A 15,505-nucleotide genomic window follows, 5' to 3' on the forward strand; every position below is an offset into this window, starting at 1 on the left:
GCGCGGCCGGTGCCCGTCCCCCGGGGCACCGGCCGCGCCGACGTCCGCATGGTCCAGGTGACCCGGGCGACCGCGGGTCGGCCGCCGCCGCGGTCGCGGAGCACCCGGCGGCGCGAAGCACCACGCTGGAGTGTTCCCGCCGGTCCTGTGCGCCGCGACCGGTTGTGCCGGTTCCGGGATCCGGTGGTCGAAGCGGGGCGCGGTGCTCCGTGCCCGCTCGCGCTTCGCGCGGAGCGGCGGCCTTCGAGGCGGCGGGGGTGGCGGGCGGTCGTCGGCCGCCGGCTGACAGCCGCCTGTGCTGGATCCGCCAGCGCCTCCCGGAAGACTCCGCAGGGAACCGCCGCCCCGGCCGCCCATTGCCGCGCACCCGCGGCGGGCACCGCACCGCGGCGGGCATTGCGCACGCCGTCCGGCATCCGCACCAATCCGGGCGCGCGCCGGTGCCGAATCACGGGTGTGCGGAGCGCACGGAGACCGGGAGGAGCCGGATGAGGGGCACAAGAGCGCGGCCCGGCGGGCGCTCGATCGCGGTTGTCGGCAGCGGAGTGTCCGGCCTGGCGGCGGCGCACGTCCTGCAACGCGCGGGGGACGACGTCACGCTGTTCGAGGCCGACACCCGGCTCGGCGGGCACGCGCACACCCACGACGTCGCCGACACCGACGGCGCGCCGCTGGGCGTCGACAGCGGGTTCATCGTGCACAACAGGCGGACCTACCCGCTGCTCGTCCGGCTGTTCGACGAGCTCGGTGTGGAGACCCGGCCCTGCGGCATGAGCCTGTCGGTGAGCTGCGCCGGATGCGGACTGGAGTACGCCGGCGCCCGCGGCGTCCGCGGCCTGTTCGCAACGCCGCGGAACCTCGCCAAACCCGCCTACCTGCGCATGCTCTCGGAGATCCCGCGCTTCCACCGGGCCGCCCGCGCGCTGCTCGCCGACGCCGCGCCGGGCGCCGGTGCCGTCGCGCTCGGCACGTTCGTGCGCGACGGCGGGTACTCGGCCTACTTCACCGCGCACTTCATCACCCCGCTCGTCGCGGCGGTGTGGTCCTGCCCGCCCGAGACCGCCATGGCCTACCCCGCCCGCTCGCTCTTCGCCTTCCTCGCCAACCACGGGATGCTGTCCGTCGGCGGCTCCCCCCAGTGGTACACGGTGGCCGGCGGGTCGCGGTCCTACGTCGACCGCGTCGCGAAGAACCTGACAGCGGTGCGCACCGGCACGCCGGTCGAGTCCCTCCGGCGCGCCGCCGGCGGGGTGCGCATCGACGCGGGCGGCGCGCGCCACCGCTTCGACGGCGCCGTGGTCGCCACCCACGCCGACCAGGCGCTCCGCCTGCTCCACCGCCCCACGACGGCCGAGCGGGAGGTCCTCGGCGCGTTCCGCTACTCGCGCAACACCGCCGTGCTGCACACCGACCCCGGCGGCCTGCCCCGCGCGCGCTCGGCGCGGGCGGCGTGGAACTACCGGATGGCGCGCTGCTCCGACACCGCCGACGCGGTGCGCGTGAGCTACGACATGAACCGCCTCCAGGGCCTGGACGCGCGGCGCGACTTCGTGGTCAGCCTCAACGCCGCCGACGAGGTGCGCCCCGAGCACGTCCTCGCCGCCATGACCTACGAGCACCCGGTGTACACGGCCGAGTCGCTGTCGGCGCAGCGGCGGCTGCCGGAACTGGGCGACGGCGTGCTCGCCTTCGCGGGCGCCCACCACGGCTGGGGGTTCCACGAGGACGGCTGCCGGTCCGGCGTCGCGGCGGCCAGGGCGCTGGGGGCCGACTGGTGAGGGGAGCGACGTCCTGGCCGACCGCGGCGCTGTACGAGGCGACCGTCCGGCACGCGCGCTCCGAACCCGTGCGCAACACGTTCGCCTACGGCGGCTACTACTGGCTCATCGACCTCGACGACCCGCCCCGCCTGCCGCGCGGACTGGGCTGGCTCACCCGGTTCGACCCGCGCGACATGGGCGGCGGCAGGGGCGACGCGATGCGCGCGCCGATCGACGCGTTCCTGCGCGGCAGCGGCATCGACCTCCGCGGCGGCCGCATCCTGACGCTGGCGCACGGCCGCGTCCTCGGCCACGTGTTCAACCCGCTCACGGTCTCCTGGTGCCACAGCCCCGACGGGACCCTGCGGGCCGTGGTCGCCGAGGTCCACAACACCTACGGGGACGGCCACCGCTACCTGCTGGACGTGGACGCGCGCGGCCGTGCGCGGGTGCCGAAGGCGCTCTACGTCTCCCCGTTCAACGCCGTCGACGGCGAGTACCGGCTGGCGCTGCCCGAGCCGGGGGAGCGGCTGGACCTCGCCATCACCCTGCACCGGCCGGGGTGCGCGCCGTTCGCCGCGAGCGTCCGGGGGCGCCGTCGGCCGGCCACACTCGGCGCGCTGCTGCGGCTGGCGGCCCGGCACCCGGTGACACCACTGGTGGGGGCCGCGCGGATCCGGTGGCAGGGCGTCCGGCTGCTGCTGCGCGGCCTGCCGCTGGTTCCGCGGCCACCCGCACCGTGCGGCCGCCCGCCCGATGCCGGGGCCCGAGGAGAGGAGACGAGGAGCCTGTCATGACCGCCACTGCCGAACCTGTTGGTACCACCGCCGTGGACGCGGCCCGTTGGCCCGACGTCGCGCGCGTGCCGCCCTCCCGCGTGCGCGGGACGGTCGCCCGGGCCATCTCCCTGCGGGCGTTCGCCCGGTTGCCGATCCGGGTGCGCACACCCGGCGGGCCGCTCCCGTCCGGTGGCGGGCCCGGCACACCGGTGCTGGAGCTGCACCGGCCCGACGCGTTCTACCGGCGGCTCGCCGCCGGTGGGCTGATCGGCTTCGGCGAGTCCTACATGGCCGGGGACTGGGACGCGCCCGACCTGGTCGCGCTGCTCACCGCGTTCGGCGGCGGCTTCGCCGACCTCGTGCCGCGCCCGCTGCGGCCGCTGCGCGCACTGGCACTGCCGACCCAGCCGCGCGCCGAGCGCAACACCCGCAGCGGCGCGCGCAGCAACATCCGCCGCCACTACGACCTGTCGAACGAGCTGTTCGCGCTCTTCCTCGACGAGACGATGACCTACTCCGCCGCGCTGTTCGACGGCGGCCCCGCCGCCGACCGGGCCGACCTGGCGGCCGCGCAGCACCGCAAGATCGACCGGCTGCTCGACCGCACCCGCGTCGGCCCCGGCACCCGGCTGCTGGAGATCGGCACGGGGTGGGGCGCCCTGGCGATCCGCGCCGCGCAGCGGGGCGCCCGCGTGGACTCGGTGACCCTGTCCCGGGAGCAGTGCGACCTCGCCCGGGCCCGGGTCGCAGCGGCGGGCGCGGCCGACCGCGCCGACGTGCGCGTCGCCGACTACCGCGAACTCCGCGGGAGCTACGACGCGATCGCCAGCGTGGAGATGGTCGAGGCGGTCGGCGAGCGCTACTGGCCCGTGTACTTCACCGCGCTCGACCGCCTCACCGCGCCCGGCGGCCGGGTCGGCCTCCAGGCCATCACCATGGACCACGCGCGGATGCGCGCCTCCCGTTCGGCGTACACGTGGATGCACAAGTACGTGTTCCCCGGCGGGCTGATCCCGTCCGTGCGCGCGATCGAGGAGCAGGTGCGCGCCCGCACCGCCCTGCGGGTCGCCGACCGCCTCCGGTTCGGCGGCGACTACGCCGAGACCCTGCGCCTGTGGCGCGCCGCCTTCGACGCGGGGCGGGAGCAGGCCGCCGCGCTCGGCTTCGACGGGGTGTTCCACCGCATGTGGTCGTTCTACCTCGCCTACTCCGAGGCCGGGTTCCGCTCGGGCCTCATCGACGTCGAACAGATCGTTCTGGAGCGTGCCTGATGACCCACCACGCGTACCCGCGCGGAGCCGCGCACTTCCTCGCCCCCCTCGCCGAACGGTTCTTCAACGGCGCGCTGCCGGTACGGCTGCGCGCCTGGGACGGCAGCGAGGCAGGCCCCGCCGACGCCCCGGCGCTCGTCCTGCGCCGCCCTGAGGCGCTGCGCCGGTTCCTGGCACGCCCGGGCGAACTCGGCCTGGCCCGCGCCTACATCACCGGCGACATCGACGTGGCCGGCGACCTCGGCGACGGATTCCGCCGCGTGCGGGCGGCGGTCCGGGAACGGGGCACCGGCCGACTGACCGCGGCGGACTGGGCCGCCGCCGCGCGGATCGCCGTGTCGCTGCGCGCGGTGGGTCGGCCGCCGTCCCCGCCCGCCAGTGAGGCGCGGCTGCGCGGCGGGGTCAACACCCCCGGCCGCGACGCCGACGCCATCGCCCACCACTACGACCTGTCCAACGCGCTCTACGCCCTGTTCATGGACCCGTCCATGGCGTACTCGTGCGCCTACTGGACCGGCGATGGACCCGGCTACACGCTCGCGGACGCCCAGGCCGACAAGCTCGCCCTCATCTGCCGCAAGCTCGCGCTGACCGAGGGGACCCGGCTGCTCGACGTCGGCTGCGGATGGGGGTCGCTGGCGCTGTACGCCGCCGAGCACCACGGCGCCCGGGTCACAGCGGTGACCCTCTCGGAACAGCAGCGCGACCACGTCCGCAAGCGCATCGCCGAACGCGGGCTGTCCCACCTGGTGGAGGTGCGCCGCCAGGACTACCGCGCGATCGGCGACGCACCGTTCGACGCCGTCGCCTCGGTGGAGATGGGCGAACACGTCGGCGCGCGCAACTTCCCCGTGTTCGCGTCCCGGCTGCACGCGCTGCTGCGCCCGCGCGGGCGGCTGCTGCTCCAGCAGATGTCGCGCGGCCGCGGCGCGAGCCCCGGCGGGGGTCCGTTCATCGAGTCCTACATCGCGCCGGACATGCACATGCGGCCGGTCGGCGACACCATCGCCCTGCTGGAGGACGCCGGGCTGGAGGTCCGCGACGTGCACGCGCTGCGCGAGCACTACGTCCGCACCGTCGCCGCCTGGCACGCCGAGTTCGAGCGGCGCTGGGACGACGCGGTGCGGCTGGTGGGCGAGGAGACCGCGCGGGTGTGGCGGCTGTACTTCGTCGGCGGCTCGCTCGCGTTCGAGGAGGGCCGCATGGGCGTCGACCAGATCCTCGCCGTCCGGCCGGATCCCGGCGGCGGCAGCGGCATGGCGCCGGTGCGCGGCACAGGGGCGGGGGAGTGGCGGTGACCGCGGCAGAGGGGGCCGGGGCCATGGTCGCGGTGAACCTCGGAGTGAGCGCGCTGGCGGTCGCCGCGCTTCTCGCCGCCACGCTCGCCGTCGCCCTGCGCCTGGGCCGCCACTCCGTCATCGACGTCGCGTGGGGGGCGGGGTTCGCCCTGGTCGCGGCCGTGACAGCGGTGCTGTCCGCCGGTCACGGCGACCCCGCCCGCACCTGGCTGCTGTGTGCGCTGACAGCGGTGTGGGGGCTGCGGCTCGCCGCGCACATCGCCGTGCGCTCCCGCGGAGAAGGGGAGGACCCCCGCTACCGTGCGCTGCTCGCCAAGGCGCCGGGCGACCGCACCGCCTACGCGCTGCGCGTCGTCTACCTGCCCCAAGGGCTGCTGATCTGGCTGATCTCGCTGCCGGTGCAGGTGGCCGCCTACTCCGCCGCGCCGCTCGGCCCGGTCGCCGCGGCGGGGGCCGCGGTGTGGGCGGTCGGGATGCTGTTCGAGGCGGTCGGCGACGCCCAACTCGCCCGGTTCAAGGCCGATCCCGCGAACCGGGGCCGCATCATGGACCGCGGCCTGTGGGCGTGGACCCGCCACCCCAACTACTTCGGTGACGCCTGCGTGTGGTGGGGCCTCTTCCTCGTCGCCGCCGAGGCGTGGCCGGCGGTCCTCACCGTCCCCGCGCCGGTCGTGATGACCCTGCTCCTCACGGTCGGCTCGGGCAAGCGGCTGCTGGAGGCCCGCATGGCCGACCGCCCCGGCTGGTCCGAGTACGCCCGGCGGACCAGCGGATTCGTCCCATTGCCCCCGCGCCGCTAGGACGCCCCCTCCGCTCCCCGCCGCCTGTCGATACGCCCGGGATTCAGCGAACCCCTCGTGAAGTGACCCCCGGAGGCGTTCGCCGAACACCTAAACCGGCACGACGATCCTCGGCTATGATGCCGCAGCCGCCGGACGGGGCCCGTCGCACGGTGGCGGCCTCCGCACGTTCGACATCTTCGGCGGACGCGGGTTCTTCATGTACCCCGCCCCGGAGCGGATGCGAATGAACTTCATCGTTCGCGTCGTCTGGATCGGTTGACGTGCGCCGTACCTACGGGGCCGTCAGAGGACGAGTCCGGCGATGGTCAGGGCCACGCCGCCCAGCGCGCACAGCCCGCATGCCACGGCGGTGATCTTGAGTTCCCGGTTGCCGCTCCGGACGAGTTCCTGCTCCTGCTTGCCGGAGACGATGAACTCGCCGTTCTCGGCGGGGCGGCCGATCTCCAGGTAGCCGTTGGCGTCGTTCGCCTCGCCGTGGACGAAGAGCCTGGTGCCGGCGCGCAGGACCCATTCCTCGTGCTTGTAGCCGATGGTGCCGTCGCCGCCGCCGGTGAACGAGATCGGGCCGATCGAGACGGTCTTCCGCCCGCCCTCGTGCGGCCGGAACACGTCGAGCGGCTTGGCGGCGCCGACGATCTCCGCGCCCTCCGGGCGGATCACGACCTTGCCGCCGTCGCCCTCGACGAAGAACGCGGTGTTGCTCCGGTGCTGCGCGACCGTCTCGTTCCTGGTGGTGCGTCTGGTGCGGCCGTTGCCGTCGCGCCGCCTCTCCTCGTACCGCCGCGTGATCTTGTGGCGGTGCCAGACGCACTCGACCTTGTTGAGCTGCGACGTCAGCAGGCCGTTCCGGTGCGGCTGGGCGGTGCCGATCACCTCGCAGGTGTGGCGGAAGTGGCCGGGACCGGCAGCGGCGGCAGCGGCCTGCTGCATCGCACGGAGGTCGCCGATGGTGACGGTCTCGGTGCGCTGCAAGGATTCGAGCCGCGCGTTCGACCGGCGGATCCGCCAAGCGAGTATCCCCGCCACGACGAGCAGAATGAGACCGATCCAGAGCACGGCGCCTCCCGGTGGATGCTGCGAAACACCGGAGACTCTATCGGCGTGTCGCCGTGCGTCCAGATGGCCGACCGGAACCCCGACCGCCGCCGGGCCTCCTCTCCGGCGGGAACGGCCGCCTGGCGGCGGGAACGGGCCGCCACTGGGGCCGCCTTCGGCCATTCCTGCGGGACGGCGCCGGCCGCCGCGCGCTGCTCCGGGGTCGTGAGACACCGGTGGTCCACCGGCGCGGCGTCCGGGACCGGCGCGCGACGCGGGGCGGCCGCGCCCTCTCGGGGCGCGGCCGCCGGTGGCCGACTGGGGACGGGGGTCAGACTCCGGTCCTTTCCGCCGGTTCGGGGGCGGACTCCGGCGCGGCCCGCTTCGGGGACCGCATGGTGGCCAGGCCGAGCGCCGCGCCCGCCAGTGCGACGGTGCCGGCGCCGATGAAGGCCGCCTGGAATCCGCTGGTCAGCGCGGGCAGGTCGCCGATCCGGTCGGCGCCCTGGGAGGTGGCGACCGCCGTCATGACGGCCAGCCCCAGCGCGGAGCCGACCTGGTAGGTGGTGTTGACGATGCCGGAGGCGAGACCGGCCTGCTCGGGGCGGGCGCCGCCGATGGAGGCCATCGTGGCGGGGATGAACACCAGTGACATGCCGAGCGCGGCGACGAGCGAGCCCGGCAGGACGTCGGCGGTGAAGGTCCCCTCGGGGCCGATAAGCGAGAGTTGGCCGAGTCCGGCCGCGAGCACGACCAGTCCCGTGACGATCAGCGGCTTGGTGCCGAACCGGGCGATGAGGCGGCCGGTGATGGTCGTCATGAAGACCATCATCAGCAGCGTCATCGGCAGCAGCGCGGCTCCGCTCGCGAACGCCCCGTAGCCCAGGACCTGCTGGAGGTAGAGGTTGAGGAAGTACCACATGGGGATCCACGCGGCGCCGAGCAGGGTGATCGCGAGGTTGCCCGCTGCCAGGCCGGGGGTGCGCCAGACGCCGAGGGGCATCAGCGGTGTGCGCAGCAGGCGCTGGCTGATGACGAAGGCGGTCAGCAGCGCGGCCGCTCCTGCGAGCGCTGCGAGGGTCTGCGGCGCTGCCCAGCCCAGCTCCGGGGCCTGGACCACGGCGTAGACGGCAAGGGCGAGCCCGGCCGTTGCCGTCCCGGCGCCGATGAGGTCGACGGAGCCGCCGCGCCCCTTCACGGAGGGCAGCAGCGCGGGGACCGCCGCCAGTGAGGCGACGCCGATCGGGATGTAGAGGATGAACAGCCACGGCCAGCTCAGCCATTCGGTAATGGCGCCGCCGAGGAAGACGCCCGCCGTCCCGCCGGCCGGTGCGGCGGCACCGTAGACGGCGAGCGCCTTGGTGAGTTCGCGGGAGTCGTGGCCGAACAGCATCATCAGCAGGGTCATGGCCGCCGGTGCGATGAGCGCTCCGCCGGCGCCTTGGACCGCGCGCCCCAGCAGTTCGACGTCCGCTGTGCCGGCGGCGGCCGCGACGGCGGACCCGGCGATGAGGATGAGCCAGCCGGTGACGAACACGCGCCTGGCACCGAAGAGGTCGGAGAGCCTGCCGCCGAGGAGCAGCAGGCCGCCGAAGGCGACGACGTAGGCGTTGAACACCCATTGCAGGGAGCCCTGGGAGAACCCGAGGTCGCGCTGCATTTCGGGGAGGGCGACCCCGATGATCGACGTGTCCATGATGACCATGAACTGGGCCCCGGCGAGCAGGATGAGTGCCCACCAGCGGCGGTGGTTGATCGCGGACATGGCTGCGTCTCCTTGATGTGTGTGCCCGTGGCACACGAGAAGTAAAAGGGGGAGGGGGTATTCGCACGGGCGGGGAGGCCCGTGGTGGGCGCGCTGTCCGCGCCGCGCCCACCACGGGTGTCCGTGGCGGATCGCGCGGGCTGCGCCTAGGCGTCGGCTCGGTCGGCTGCCGCCGTGCCGGGCGCGGGAGCGGATTCGCGGTGACAGGAGTCGCCCATGGTCGTGTCCCTTTCTGCGCCGAATTCATATACCCCTGTGGGGTATATGAATAGAAATAACATACCCCCGGGGGGTAGTCAAGGAATCGGCGTCACGTCCGCTCCGGCGCGGTGCCTCCCGGCGGAGCGCGGCGGGCGGGGCGTCCGGGCCGGGACGGCGACGGCCGGGCCCGGACGATCCGCCGGTACCGACCGCTCCCCGATGACGCGGTGCGGCCCCTGCCGATGGCAGGGGCCGCAGAGGGGGAGCCCGGTCGGGCGAACCGCACAAGCCGGGACGGGAGCGGGAAGAGCGGGCCGCCGTCCTCCCGCGGGGCAGGAGGCGGTGCGCGCCGGCGGAGGCGGGCCCCGATCACGGTCGCGCCCCGCGACCGGCCGGCGGCCATGGGGACGGGCGTGGAACCACGGCCGTCCGCGCGGCGGAGCGCTGCTTAGGCGGCGCGGTGCGAGTCGGCGCGGTGCAGGGCGGCGAACGTCCGGCCGTCCGCAACAGTGGCGGCCACCATGGCGAGCACGGCGACCTTGGCGGTGGTGGACCCCTCCTGGCGCGCCAGGCGCAGGCAGTATGCGGCGATCCCGAGGTTGAGACCTGCCCTGGCGGCCATCCACCGCTTCTGGTGCCGACCGGCCAGCAACCCGGGGACCAGGACGAGGTCCGCGACCCCGATGGCCCGCAGCGCGTTGTCGTGGCCGTCGAGGCGGAGCACGCGGCCGGCCTGCGTCGGTGCGATCACCAGGGTCGCGCCGATGGCCGCGGTGATCGCACCGACCCGACGCGTGGCACGCTGAGCAGTCTCCAGATCCATGCTCTCACCGTCTCACGGTGCCGCGGCGTGCCCCGATCACCCCCGGCCGTCCCCGGCCGCCCACTCCCGGCCCCGATCGCCCCCGGCCGCCCCGGCCCGGGAGGCGGTGTGCGCTAGCGGAGGTGGGCCTCGATCAGGTCCGCGCCGCGGGCGGCCCCGCCGGCGCCGCGCACGGCACGGCGCATGCTCTCGACGTTGGCGCGCACCGCCGGGTCGGACACGACCCGTTCCACTGCGGCGCGCAGCGCGTCGGCCGTCGCGGCGTCGGCGTCCAGGCGCTCGCCGAGTCCCAGCTCCCGCACCCGGTCGGCGTTCGCCTCCTGCTCGGGCGTCTGCGGGACGGTGACCAGCGGGACCCCGTAGTACAGCGCCTCCATCGTGGAGTTCATCCCGGCGTGCGAGACGAACGCGGCGGCGTGGCGCAGGACCGCCGGCTGCGGGAACCACGGCCGGACGTCCACGGCGGGCGGAATGGGGCCGAGGGCGGCGGGGTCGAGCCCGCCGACGGTCATCGCCACCCGCCACGGGCCGTCCCCGAAGGCGTCGACGCACGCGCGGTAGAACTCGGGCCGGTCGGTGAGGATCGTGCCGAGCGAGATGTAGAGGACGGGGTCCGCCGGGCCCGCCGGACCGGGCGGGGACCACGGCTGCTCCTGCTCCCGGTCGCCGAGCAGCGGCCCGAGGAAGTGGAAGCGCTCGTCGAAGGACTCGCCCGCGAACTGGAACTCCCGTGGGACGAAGACGAGGTTCAGCGCCTCGGTCACGTCCATCGTGGCCGCGAAGTCGACGTGGACGCCGTACTCGGCGGAGAACCGCGCGCAGTCCTCACGCAGCGCCGCCATCTCCGGGTGGTCGGCGGCGATTCCGGCGGTCAACCGGTCGTCCACCGAGTAGGTCCCGTTCGAGGCCAGGTTGGGGACGCACCGCACGGCCGGGATGCCCAGTTCGGCGGCCGCGACCCGGGCCGGCCAGTTCGTCTCGTCGTAGCACACGGCGTCGGGCGGCTCGGCGGCGCAGCGCTCGCGCAGGACCGGGTAGGCGGCGCGCATCGCGGCGAAGTAGTGCCGCAACCACGCCGCGATGGCATCGGGGCCGATCTCGGCCGGCGGCGTGAACGGTTCCAGCGGCGGCAGCGCCACCCACGTGGCGCCGGCGGCCGCGACCGCGTCGGCGTGCTCCGGCCCGGTGGCGTAGTCGACCCGGAATCCGCGCCGCCGGAGCTCCGCCACCAGCGGCAACGTGGGGGTGATATGCCCATGCCCGGCAAGGGCCACGAACAACAGGCGTTTCGGTGCAGCGGACATCTCTCCAGCGCCTCTCTCAACCGTCCGGCATCGACCATTAATGTACAACACTGAACGGTTAAGTGGTAAACAATACAGGGGTGCACTCGGCCAACTCGTCCTGAACCGGGCCCAGGCAGGCGATCTGGAGGGAGCGCGCGCCGAAGCCGACCTGATCGGCGCGTATTCGTGGACCGGCTACCGCGACATCGCGGCCGTGCTCGCCGACGGCGGAGACGTCCGGGGGTTCTTCGCCGATTGGAAGCGCTACGCCGCCGTTCGGTCGCGCGATTGGATGACCGACCTCAAGAGGAGGCTCGTCATCGGCGTCGCCCGGAACGAGGGGTGGCGAGCCGCCCTGGCCGTCACCCGCGACAGGCGCCTCGGCCCCCAATTCGCGCGGTACTCCTTCAGCGCGCTTCCGGAGGACGATGTCGAAGGGCTGCAACGCCTGCTGGAGGGCGAGGCGGCGGGCGTCCTCCCGGAGCAGGACGAGCTCAGCCTGCTCGCCCGGGCGGTACGCGCGGCGACCGGGGACGCCCCGGAACGCGACCCCCCGCTCCTCGGCGCGATCGTGGACCGCATCGTCGCCGTCGACCCCGCGACGGACAAGGACACGATGCGCTGGCGCGACGGCGAACTGTTCGCCCTGTGGCCGGCCTACGGGGAGCAGGCGACACTGGACCGGGTGCGCAAAGCGGTCCGTACCCCGTACTACAAGCGTGAACTCAGGCGGCTCGCCCGCGACGTGAGAGGCAAGGGACCTGACGGGGGTTGACGGCCTCGCGGCCGCGAGGCCGCGCCTTGATCGTGCGGCGCGCGGTGTGCCGGTGGTGCCGTGAAAGTAGGGTCGGCGGGTCGGCCACCCCCGTACTGGAGTCCAACGCGTCACCATGGAAACACGGCGATCTCGCGGCAGCGGTCCCTCTCCCCGGCGGCCCCCTTCGGGGCGCGCGCTCCGATGGCGCGGACGGCGGTCGGCCGTCCCCGCGCTCGCGCTGGGCGCGGTGGCGACCCTGGTCGCCGCGGCGGCCGCATCGGGCTGCGCACCGTCGTCCCCGGAGCCGGCATCTGAGTCGGCCGAGAGCCGGCGCGTGGACGGGCAATGGCACCGGCCCCCGCAGGACTGGCGGCCGCCCGCTGCCAAGCCGCGCTCCGGCTGCCGGCTCGCCACCTTGCCCGGCCCTGCGGAGTACAGCCGCGACCCGGACAAAGGCGGCGAGGTGACCGGGATGAGCGCCTCGGGCGAGTACGTCGTGGGCAACGCCGGCCGCGACGATGTGCTGTGGCACGACGGCAGGTACCGGAGCCTGGCCAGCATCCCCGGTCTCAACCACCCCGAGGACGTCAACTCCGCCGGGGTCGTCGTCGGAACCGAACTGGGCACCGGGGACGACCGGCCCTGGATGTACGACGACGGCGAGCTCACCTACCTCCGGGTGCCGGAACTCGGTCGGCACGAACTCGTGGCCGTCAGCGCCATCAACGACGACGGCCACATCCTGGGCGCCGTCGCTTTCGACGACGGCATCGAGCAGAAGGACCTCGAACCGCTGGTGTGGCACGTCGACTCCCCCGGTGAGTACGCCACCCCGGACGTCGAGTCCGGCCCTCACTGGAAGGCGACGGAGTCGACGCGCTGGCCGGTGTTCGACCGCGACGCCGACGAAACCGGCGGCACGGTCCTCGACCAGGCGCGCGCCGCGGACGGCGGCGGCCGGGTCTACGGGATCAAGGGCGACATGCCGGCGATGGCGGACGGCGAGGAGGTCACGGAGCTGCCGGCGATCGCGCCGCGCCCCTCGGACGCCTCCCTCCAGGTGGGGCTGGCGACGGAGGTCAGCCGCGACGGCGAGGTCGTCGCGGGGACCTCCACCGACTCCGGCGGCACCGCCTTCCCCGTCACCTGGACCTGCCGACCGCCGTCGCGATGACATGGGGCGCGGGCCGCCGCGGACGCCGCACGGCAGCGCGGCCGCACGGCCCGCCCGCGTCCGGTCGCGCGCCCCACCCGTCCGCCCTCAGCCCGTCGCCCCCTTACCTGACGGCGCTTCCCGCACCACAATCGGTCCCATGATCAGGACGGGGTGGGCATGCGGCAGGGTGTAGTACTCAACGGCAGGTACCGGCTCGATTTCCGACTCGGCCATGGCGGTATGGGGCAGGTGTGGCGCGCCCTGGACCTCGTCCTGGACCGGTTCGTGGCGGTCAAACTCGTTCTCGACGACGACCCCGAGAACCTGGAGCCCCGCCTGCGGCGCGAGGGCCGCGCCGCCGCGCGCCTGGACCACCCGTCGATCGCCACGGTGTTCGACTTCGGTAGCCACAACGGGCACGTGTACCTGGTGCTGGAGCTGCTCGAAGGGGAGGACCTCGGCCGAAGACTCACCTTTCGCACGCGCGGCCTGGGGGTCGCCTCCGTTGTGAACATCGGTGTCCAGGTCGCCGAAGGGCTGGCCGCCGCACACCGGGTGGGTGTCGTCCACCGCGACATCAAGCCCGCCAACATCGTCGAACTGCCGGATGGGCGGGTGAAGATCTGCGACTTCGGCATCGCGTGGCTGGAGAACGCCACCCATGGACTCACTCGGGGATTGATCGGCAGCCTGCCCTACATGGCACCCGAGCGGTTCGGTCCACGACCGGTGGACTCCCGGATCGATCTCTACGCCCTCGGCTGCACCCTGTACGAGCTCCTGGCGTTGCGGCCGCCATTCACCGGTGAGGTGCCCGCCATCATCCACGGGCACCTGACCGGATCCCCTCCGCCGCTCTCCTCGGTCCGCGACGATGTCCCCGAACAGCTCGAACTCGTCCTGCTCGGCCTTCTCGCCAAGGACCCCGATGAGCGCCCGCAGGATGCCCGGCGGGTCGCCGAACGGCTCCGGCGTGTCCAGGACGGCGTGCGGGAGCGCTCATCGAGGCCGGTCGGAATCGATCTCGGTACCACGAACTCGTGTGTCGCGGTCCTGGAGGGCGGCGAGCCCACGGTCGTCGCCAACGCCGAGGGCTCCCGCACCACCCCGTCCGTCGTGGCCTTCGCCGAGAACGGTGCGGTGCTCGTCGGGGAGGCGGCCAAGCGCCAGTCCGTCACCAACGCCGACCGGACCATCCGCTCGGTGAAGCGCCGCATCGGTCTCGACTGGAAGACCGAGATCGACGGCAAGACCTTCAACCCGCAGCAGATCAGCGCATTCATCCTGCAAAAGCTCAAGCGCGACGCAGAGGCCTACCTCGGCGAAGAGGTCGTCGACGCGGTCATCACCGTCCCGGTCCACTTCAGCGACGCCCAGCGCCGGGCCACCAAGGAGGCCGGGACGATCGCCGGCCTGAACGTCCTGCGCCTCATCAACGAGCCCTCCGCGGCCGCGCTCGTCTACCACCTCGGCAAGGAGGAGGAGGCGACGATCCTCGTCTACGACCTCGGTGGCGGCACGCTCAGTACCTCCCTTGCGGTGGTCGAAGACGGCGTCGTGGAGGTGAGGGCGACCGGCGGCGACAACCGCCTCGGCGGCGACGACTGGGACCAGGCCGTCGTCGACTGGCTGGTGGAGCGCTTCAAGAACAGCAACGGCGTCGACCTCGCCACAGACACGACGGCGTTGCAGCGCCTGCGCGAGGCCGCCGAGAAGGCCAAGGTCGACCTGTCGAGCTCCGGCGAGTCGGCCATCGACCTGCCCTACATCACGGCATCGGCCGAGGGCCCGCTGCACCTGGACGAGAAGCTTAGCCGCGCCGAGTTCCAGCGCCTGACCGCCGGCCTGGTCGAGCGCACCAAGGCCCTGTACCAGCAGGTCATCAAGGACGCCGGGATCCGGGTCGGCGAGATCGACCACGTCGTCCTGGTCGGCGGGTCCACCCGCATGCCCGCGGTGGTCGACCTGGTCAAGGAGCTCACCGGCGGCAAGGAGCCCAACAAGGGCGTCAACCCCGACGAGGTCGCGGCCATCGGTGCCGCGCTCCAGGCCGGTGTGCTCAAGGGCGAGGTCAAGGACGTCCTGCTGCTCGACGTCACCCCGCTGTCGCTGGGCATCGAGACCAAGGGCGGCGTGTCCACCAAGGTCATCGAGCGCAACACCACCATCCCGACCAAGCGCTCCGAGACCTTCACGACCACCAGGGATGACCAGGACCGTGCCCGAATACGGATCCTGCAAGGCGAGCGCCGCACCGCTCGGCACAACGAGGAACTGGGCGTCTTCGACCTGACCGGTCTGCCGCCGTCGCCGCGCGGCGTCCCGCGGATCGAGGTCACCTTCGACATCCCCGCCCACGAGAACATCACCGTCACGGCGAAGGACCTCGGCACCGGCCGCGAACAGTCCGTCACCGTCGGGAACGCACCATCGGACCGCGTGGAGGATGCGGACGGAGCAGGCTGCGAACTGGTCGCCGCACCAAGCGACACCGACACGGAATGAGCCGCGCCCCCGCACGGGCAGCGCGCCGATGCCGCCCTCGCGGCGACCGGGCGTGCCACCGAGTAT

The 15,505-nt window shown here is 73.7% G+C and carries 11 protein-coding genes and 2 pseudogenes; 9 read left to right on the forward strand and 4 right to left on the reverse strand.

Features of this window, described 5'->3' with window-relative positions; genetic code table 11:
• Positions 1–488: 488 nt before the first annotated feature.
• Genes CLV63_RS30200 through CLV63_RS30220 form a run of 5 tightly spaced genes read left to right on the forward strand, consistent with a single transcriptional unit; the run spans position 489 to position 5,908 of the window.
• On the forward strand, positions 489–1,778 hold the full coding sequence (locus CLV63_RS30200) for an NAD(P)/FAD-dependent oxidoreductase (protein WP_106586648.1): 1,290 nt from the start codon (positions 489–491) through the stop codon (positions 1,776–1,778).
• A complete protein-coding gene (locus CLV63_RS30205) occupies positions 1,775–2,557 on the forward strand; it encodes a DUF1365 domain-containing protein (protein WP_245929200.1) in 783 nt (260 codons plus the stop codon). The genes CLV63_RS30200 and CLV63_RS30205 overlap by 4 nt, the downstream gene beginning before the upstream one ends.
• Positions 2,554–3,810: an SAM-dependent methyltransferase gene (locus tag CLV63_RS30210; protein WP_106586649.1), complete on the forward strand. Its 1,257-nt coding sequence runs from the start codon at positions 2,554–2,556 to the stop codon at positions 3,808–3,810. Before CLV63_RS30205 ends, CLV63_RS30210 begins: the two co-directional genes overlap by 4 nt.
• Positions 3,810–5,108, forward strand: a complete 1,299-nt coding sequence (locus CLV63_RS30215) for an SAM-dependent methyltransferase (protein ID WP_106586650.1) — start codon at positions 3,810–3,812, stop codon at positions 5,106–5,108. The genes CLV63_RS30210 and CLV63_RS30215 overlap by 1 nt, the downstream gene beginning before the upstream one ends.
• A 23-nt stretch (positions 5,109–5,131) precedes the next feature.
• Positions 5,132–5,908 carry a DUF1295 domain-containing protein gene (locus CLV63_RS30220; RefSeq protein WP_106586674.1) on the forward strand — a complete coding sequence of 259 codons (777 nt, stop codon included), beginning with the start codon at positions 5,132–5,134 and terminating at the stop codon, positions 5,906–5,908.
• Between the two features lie 285 nt (positions 5,909–6,193).
• On the opposite strand, the gene CLV63_RS30225 is transcribed toward CLV63_RS30220, so the two are convergent.
• The 4 genes from CLV63_RS30225 to CLV63_RS30240 form a co-directional block, all read right to left on the reverse strand.
• Positions 6,194–6,967, reverse strand: coding sequence for a GIDE domain-containing protein (locus tag CLV63_RS30225; RefSeq protein WP_106586651.1), 774 nt, complete (start codon positions 6,965–6,967; stop codon positions 6,194–6,196).
• 310 nt (positions 6,968–7,277) lie between these two features.
• Positions 7,278–8,711 (reverse strand): MFS transporter, encoded by a 1,434-nt coding sequence (locus CLV63_RS30230; protein WP_106586652.1) that lies wholly within the window; start codon positions 8,709–8,711, stop codon positions 7,278–7,280.
• 649 nt (positions 8,712–9,360) lie between these two features.
• Positions 9,361–9,735 carry a hypothetical protein gene (locus CLV63_RS30235; RefSeq protein WP_106586653.1) on the reverse strand — a complete coding sequence of 125 codons (375 nt, stop codon included), beginning with the start codon at positions 9,733–9,735 and terminating at the stop codon, positions 9,361–9,363.
• A 113-nt stretch (positions 9,736–9,848) separates the two neighbouring features.
• A complete protein-coding gene (locus CLV63_RS30240) occupies positions 9,849–11,039 on the reverse strand; it encodes a macrolide family glycosyltransferase (RefSeq protein WP_106586654.1) in 1,191 nt (396 codons plus the stop codon).
• A gap of 40 nt (positions 11,040–11,079) precedes the next feature.
• Here CLV63_RS30240 and CLV63_RS30245 point away from each other — a divergent pair, with 40 nt between their 5' ends.
• From CLV63_RS30245 to dnaK, 4 genes and pseudogenes are all read left to right on the forward strand, one after another.
• A complete protein-coding gene (locus tag CLV63_RS30245) occupies positions 11,080–11,796 on the forward strand; it encodes a hypothetical protein (RefSeq protein ID WP_106586655.1) in 717 nt (238 codons plus the stop codon).
• A 316-nt stretch (positions 11,797–12,112) separates the two neighbouring features.
• Positions 12,113–12,952: a hypothetical protein gene (locus tag CLV63_RS30250; RefSeq protein ID WP_106586656.1), complete on the forward strand. Its 840-nt coding sequence runs from the start codon at positions 12,113–12,115 to the stop codon at positions 12,950–12,952.
• A gap of 159 nt (positions 12,953–13,111) precedes the next feature.
• Positions 13,112–13,864: pseudogene (locus tag CLV63_RS34815) on the forward strand (serine/threonine-protein kinase); the annotation flags it as partial.
• Between the two features lie 57 nt (positions 13,865–13,921).
• Positions 13,922–15,388: pseudogene (gene dnaK, locus CLV63_RS34820) on the forward strand (molecular chaperone DnaK); the annotation flags it as partial.
• Between the last annotated feature and the right edge of the window lie 117 nt (positions 15,389–15,505).

Origin of the sequence: Murinocardiopsis flavida (assembly GCF_003014485.1) — a bacterium.
Taxonomy (GTDB): domain Bacteria; phylum Actinomycetota; class Actinomycetes; order Streptosporangiales; family Streptosporangiaceae; genus Murinocardiopsis; species Murinocardiopsis flavida.

What these genes read in the sequence shown, in the direction of transcription:
- CLV63_RS30220 (WP_106586674.1), top strand. Translation starts at nt 5,132, where the DNA reads ATGGTCGCGGTGAACCTCGGAGTGAGCGCGCTGGCGGTCGCCGCGCTT.
- CLV63_RS30210 (WP_106586649.1), top strand. Translation starts at nt 2,554, where the DNA reads ATGACCGCCACTGCCGAACCTGTTGGTACCACCGCCGTGGACGCGGCC.
- CLV63_RS30235 (WP_106586653.1), bottom strand. Translation starts at nt 9,735, where the DNA reads ATGGATCTGGAGACTGCTCAGCGTGCCACGCGTCGGGTCGGTGCGATC.
- CLV63_RS30245 (WP_106586655.1), top strand. Translation starts at nt 11,080, where the DNA reads ATGTACAACACTGAACGGTTAAGTGGTAAACAATACAGGGGTGCACTC.
- CLV63_RS30215 (WP_106586650.1), top strand. Translation starts at nt 3,810, where the DNA reads ATGACCCACCACGCGTACCCGCGCGGAGCCGCGCACTTCCTCGCCCCC.
- CLV63_RS30200 (WP_106586648.1), top strand. Translation starts at nt 489, where the DNA reads ATGAGGGGCACAAGAGCGCGGCCCGGCGGGCGCTCGATCGCGGTTGTC.
- CLV63_RS30240 (WP_106586654.1), bottom strand. Translation starts at nt 11,039, where the DNA reads ATGTCCGCTGCACCGAAACGCCTGTTGTTCGTGGCCCTTGCCGGGCAT.
- CLV63_RS30230 (WP_106586652.1), bottom strand. Translation starts at nt 8,711, where the DNA reads ATGTCCGCGATCAACCACCGCCGCTGGTGGGCACTCATCCTGCTCGCC.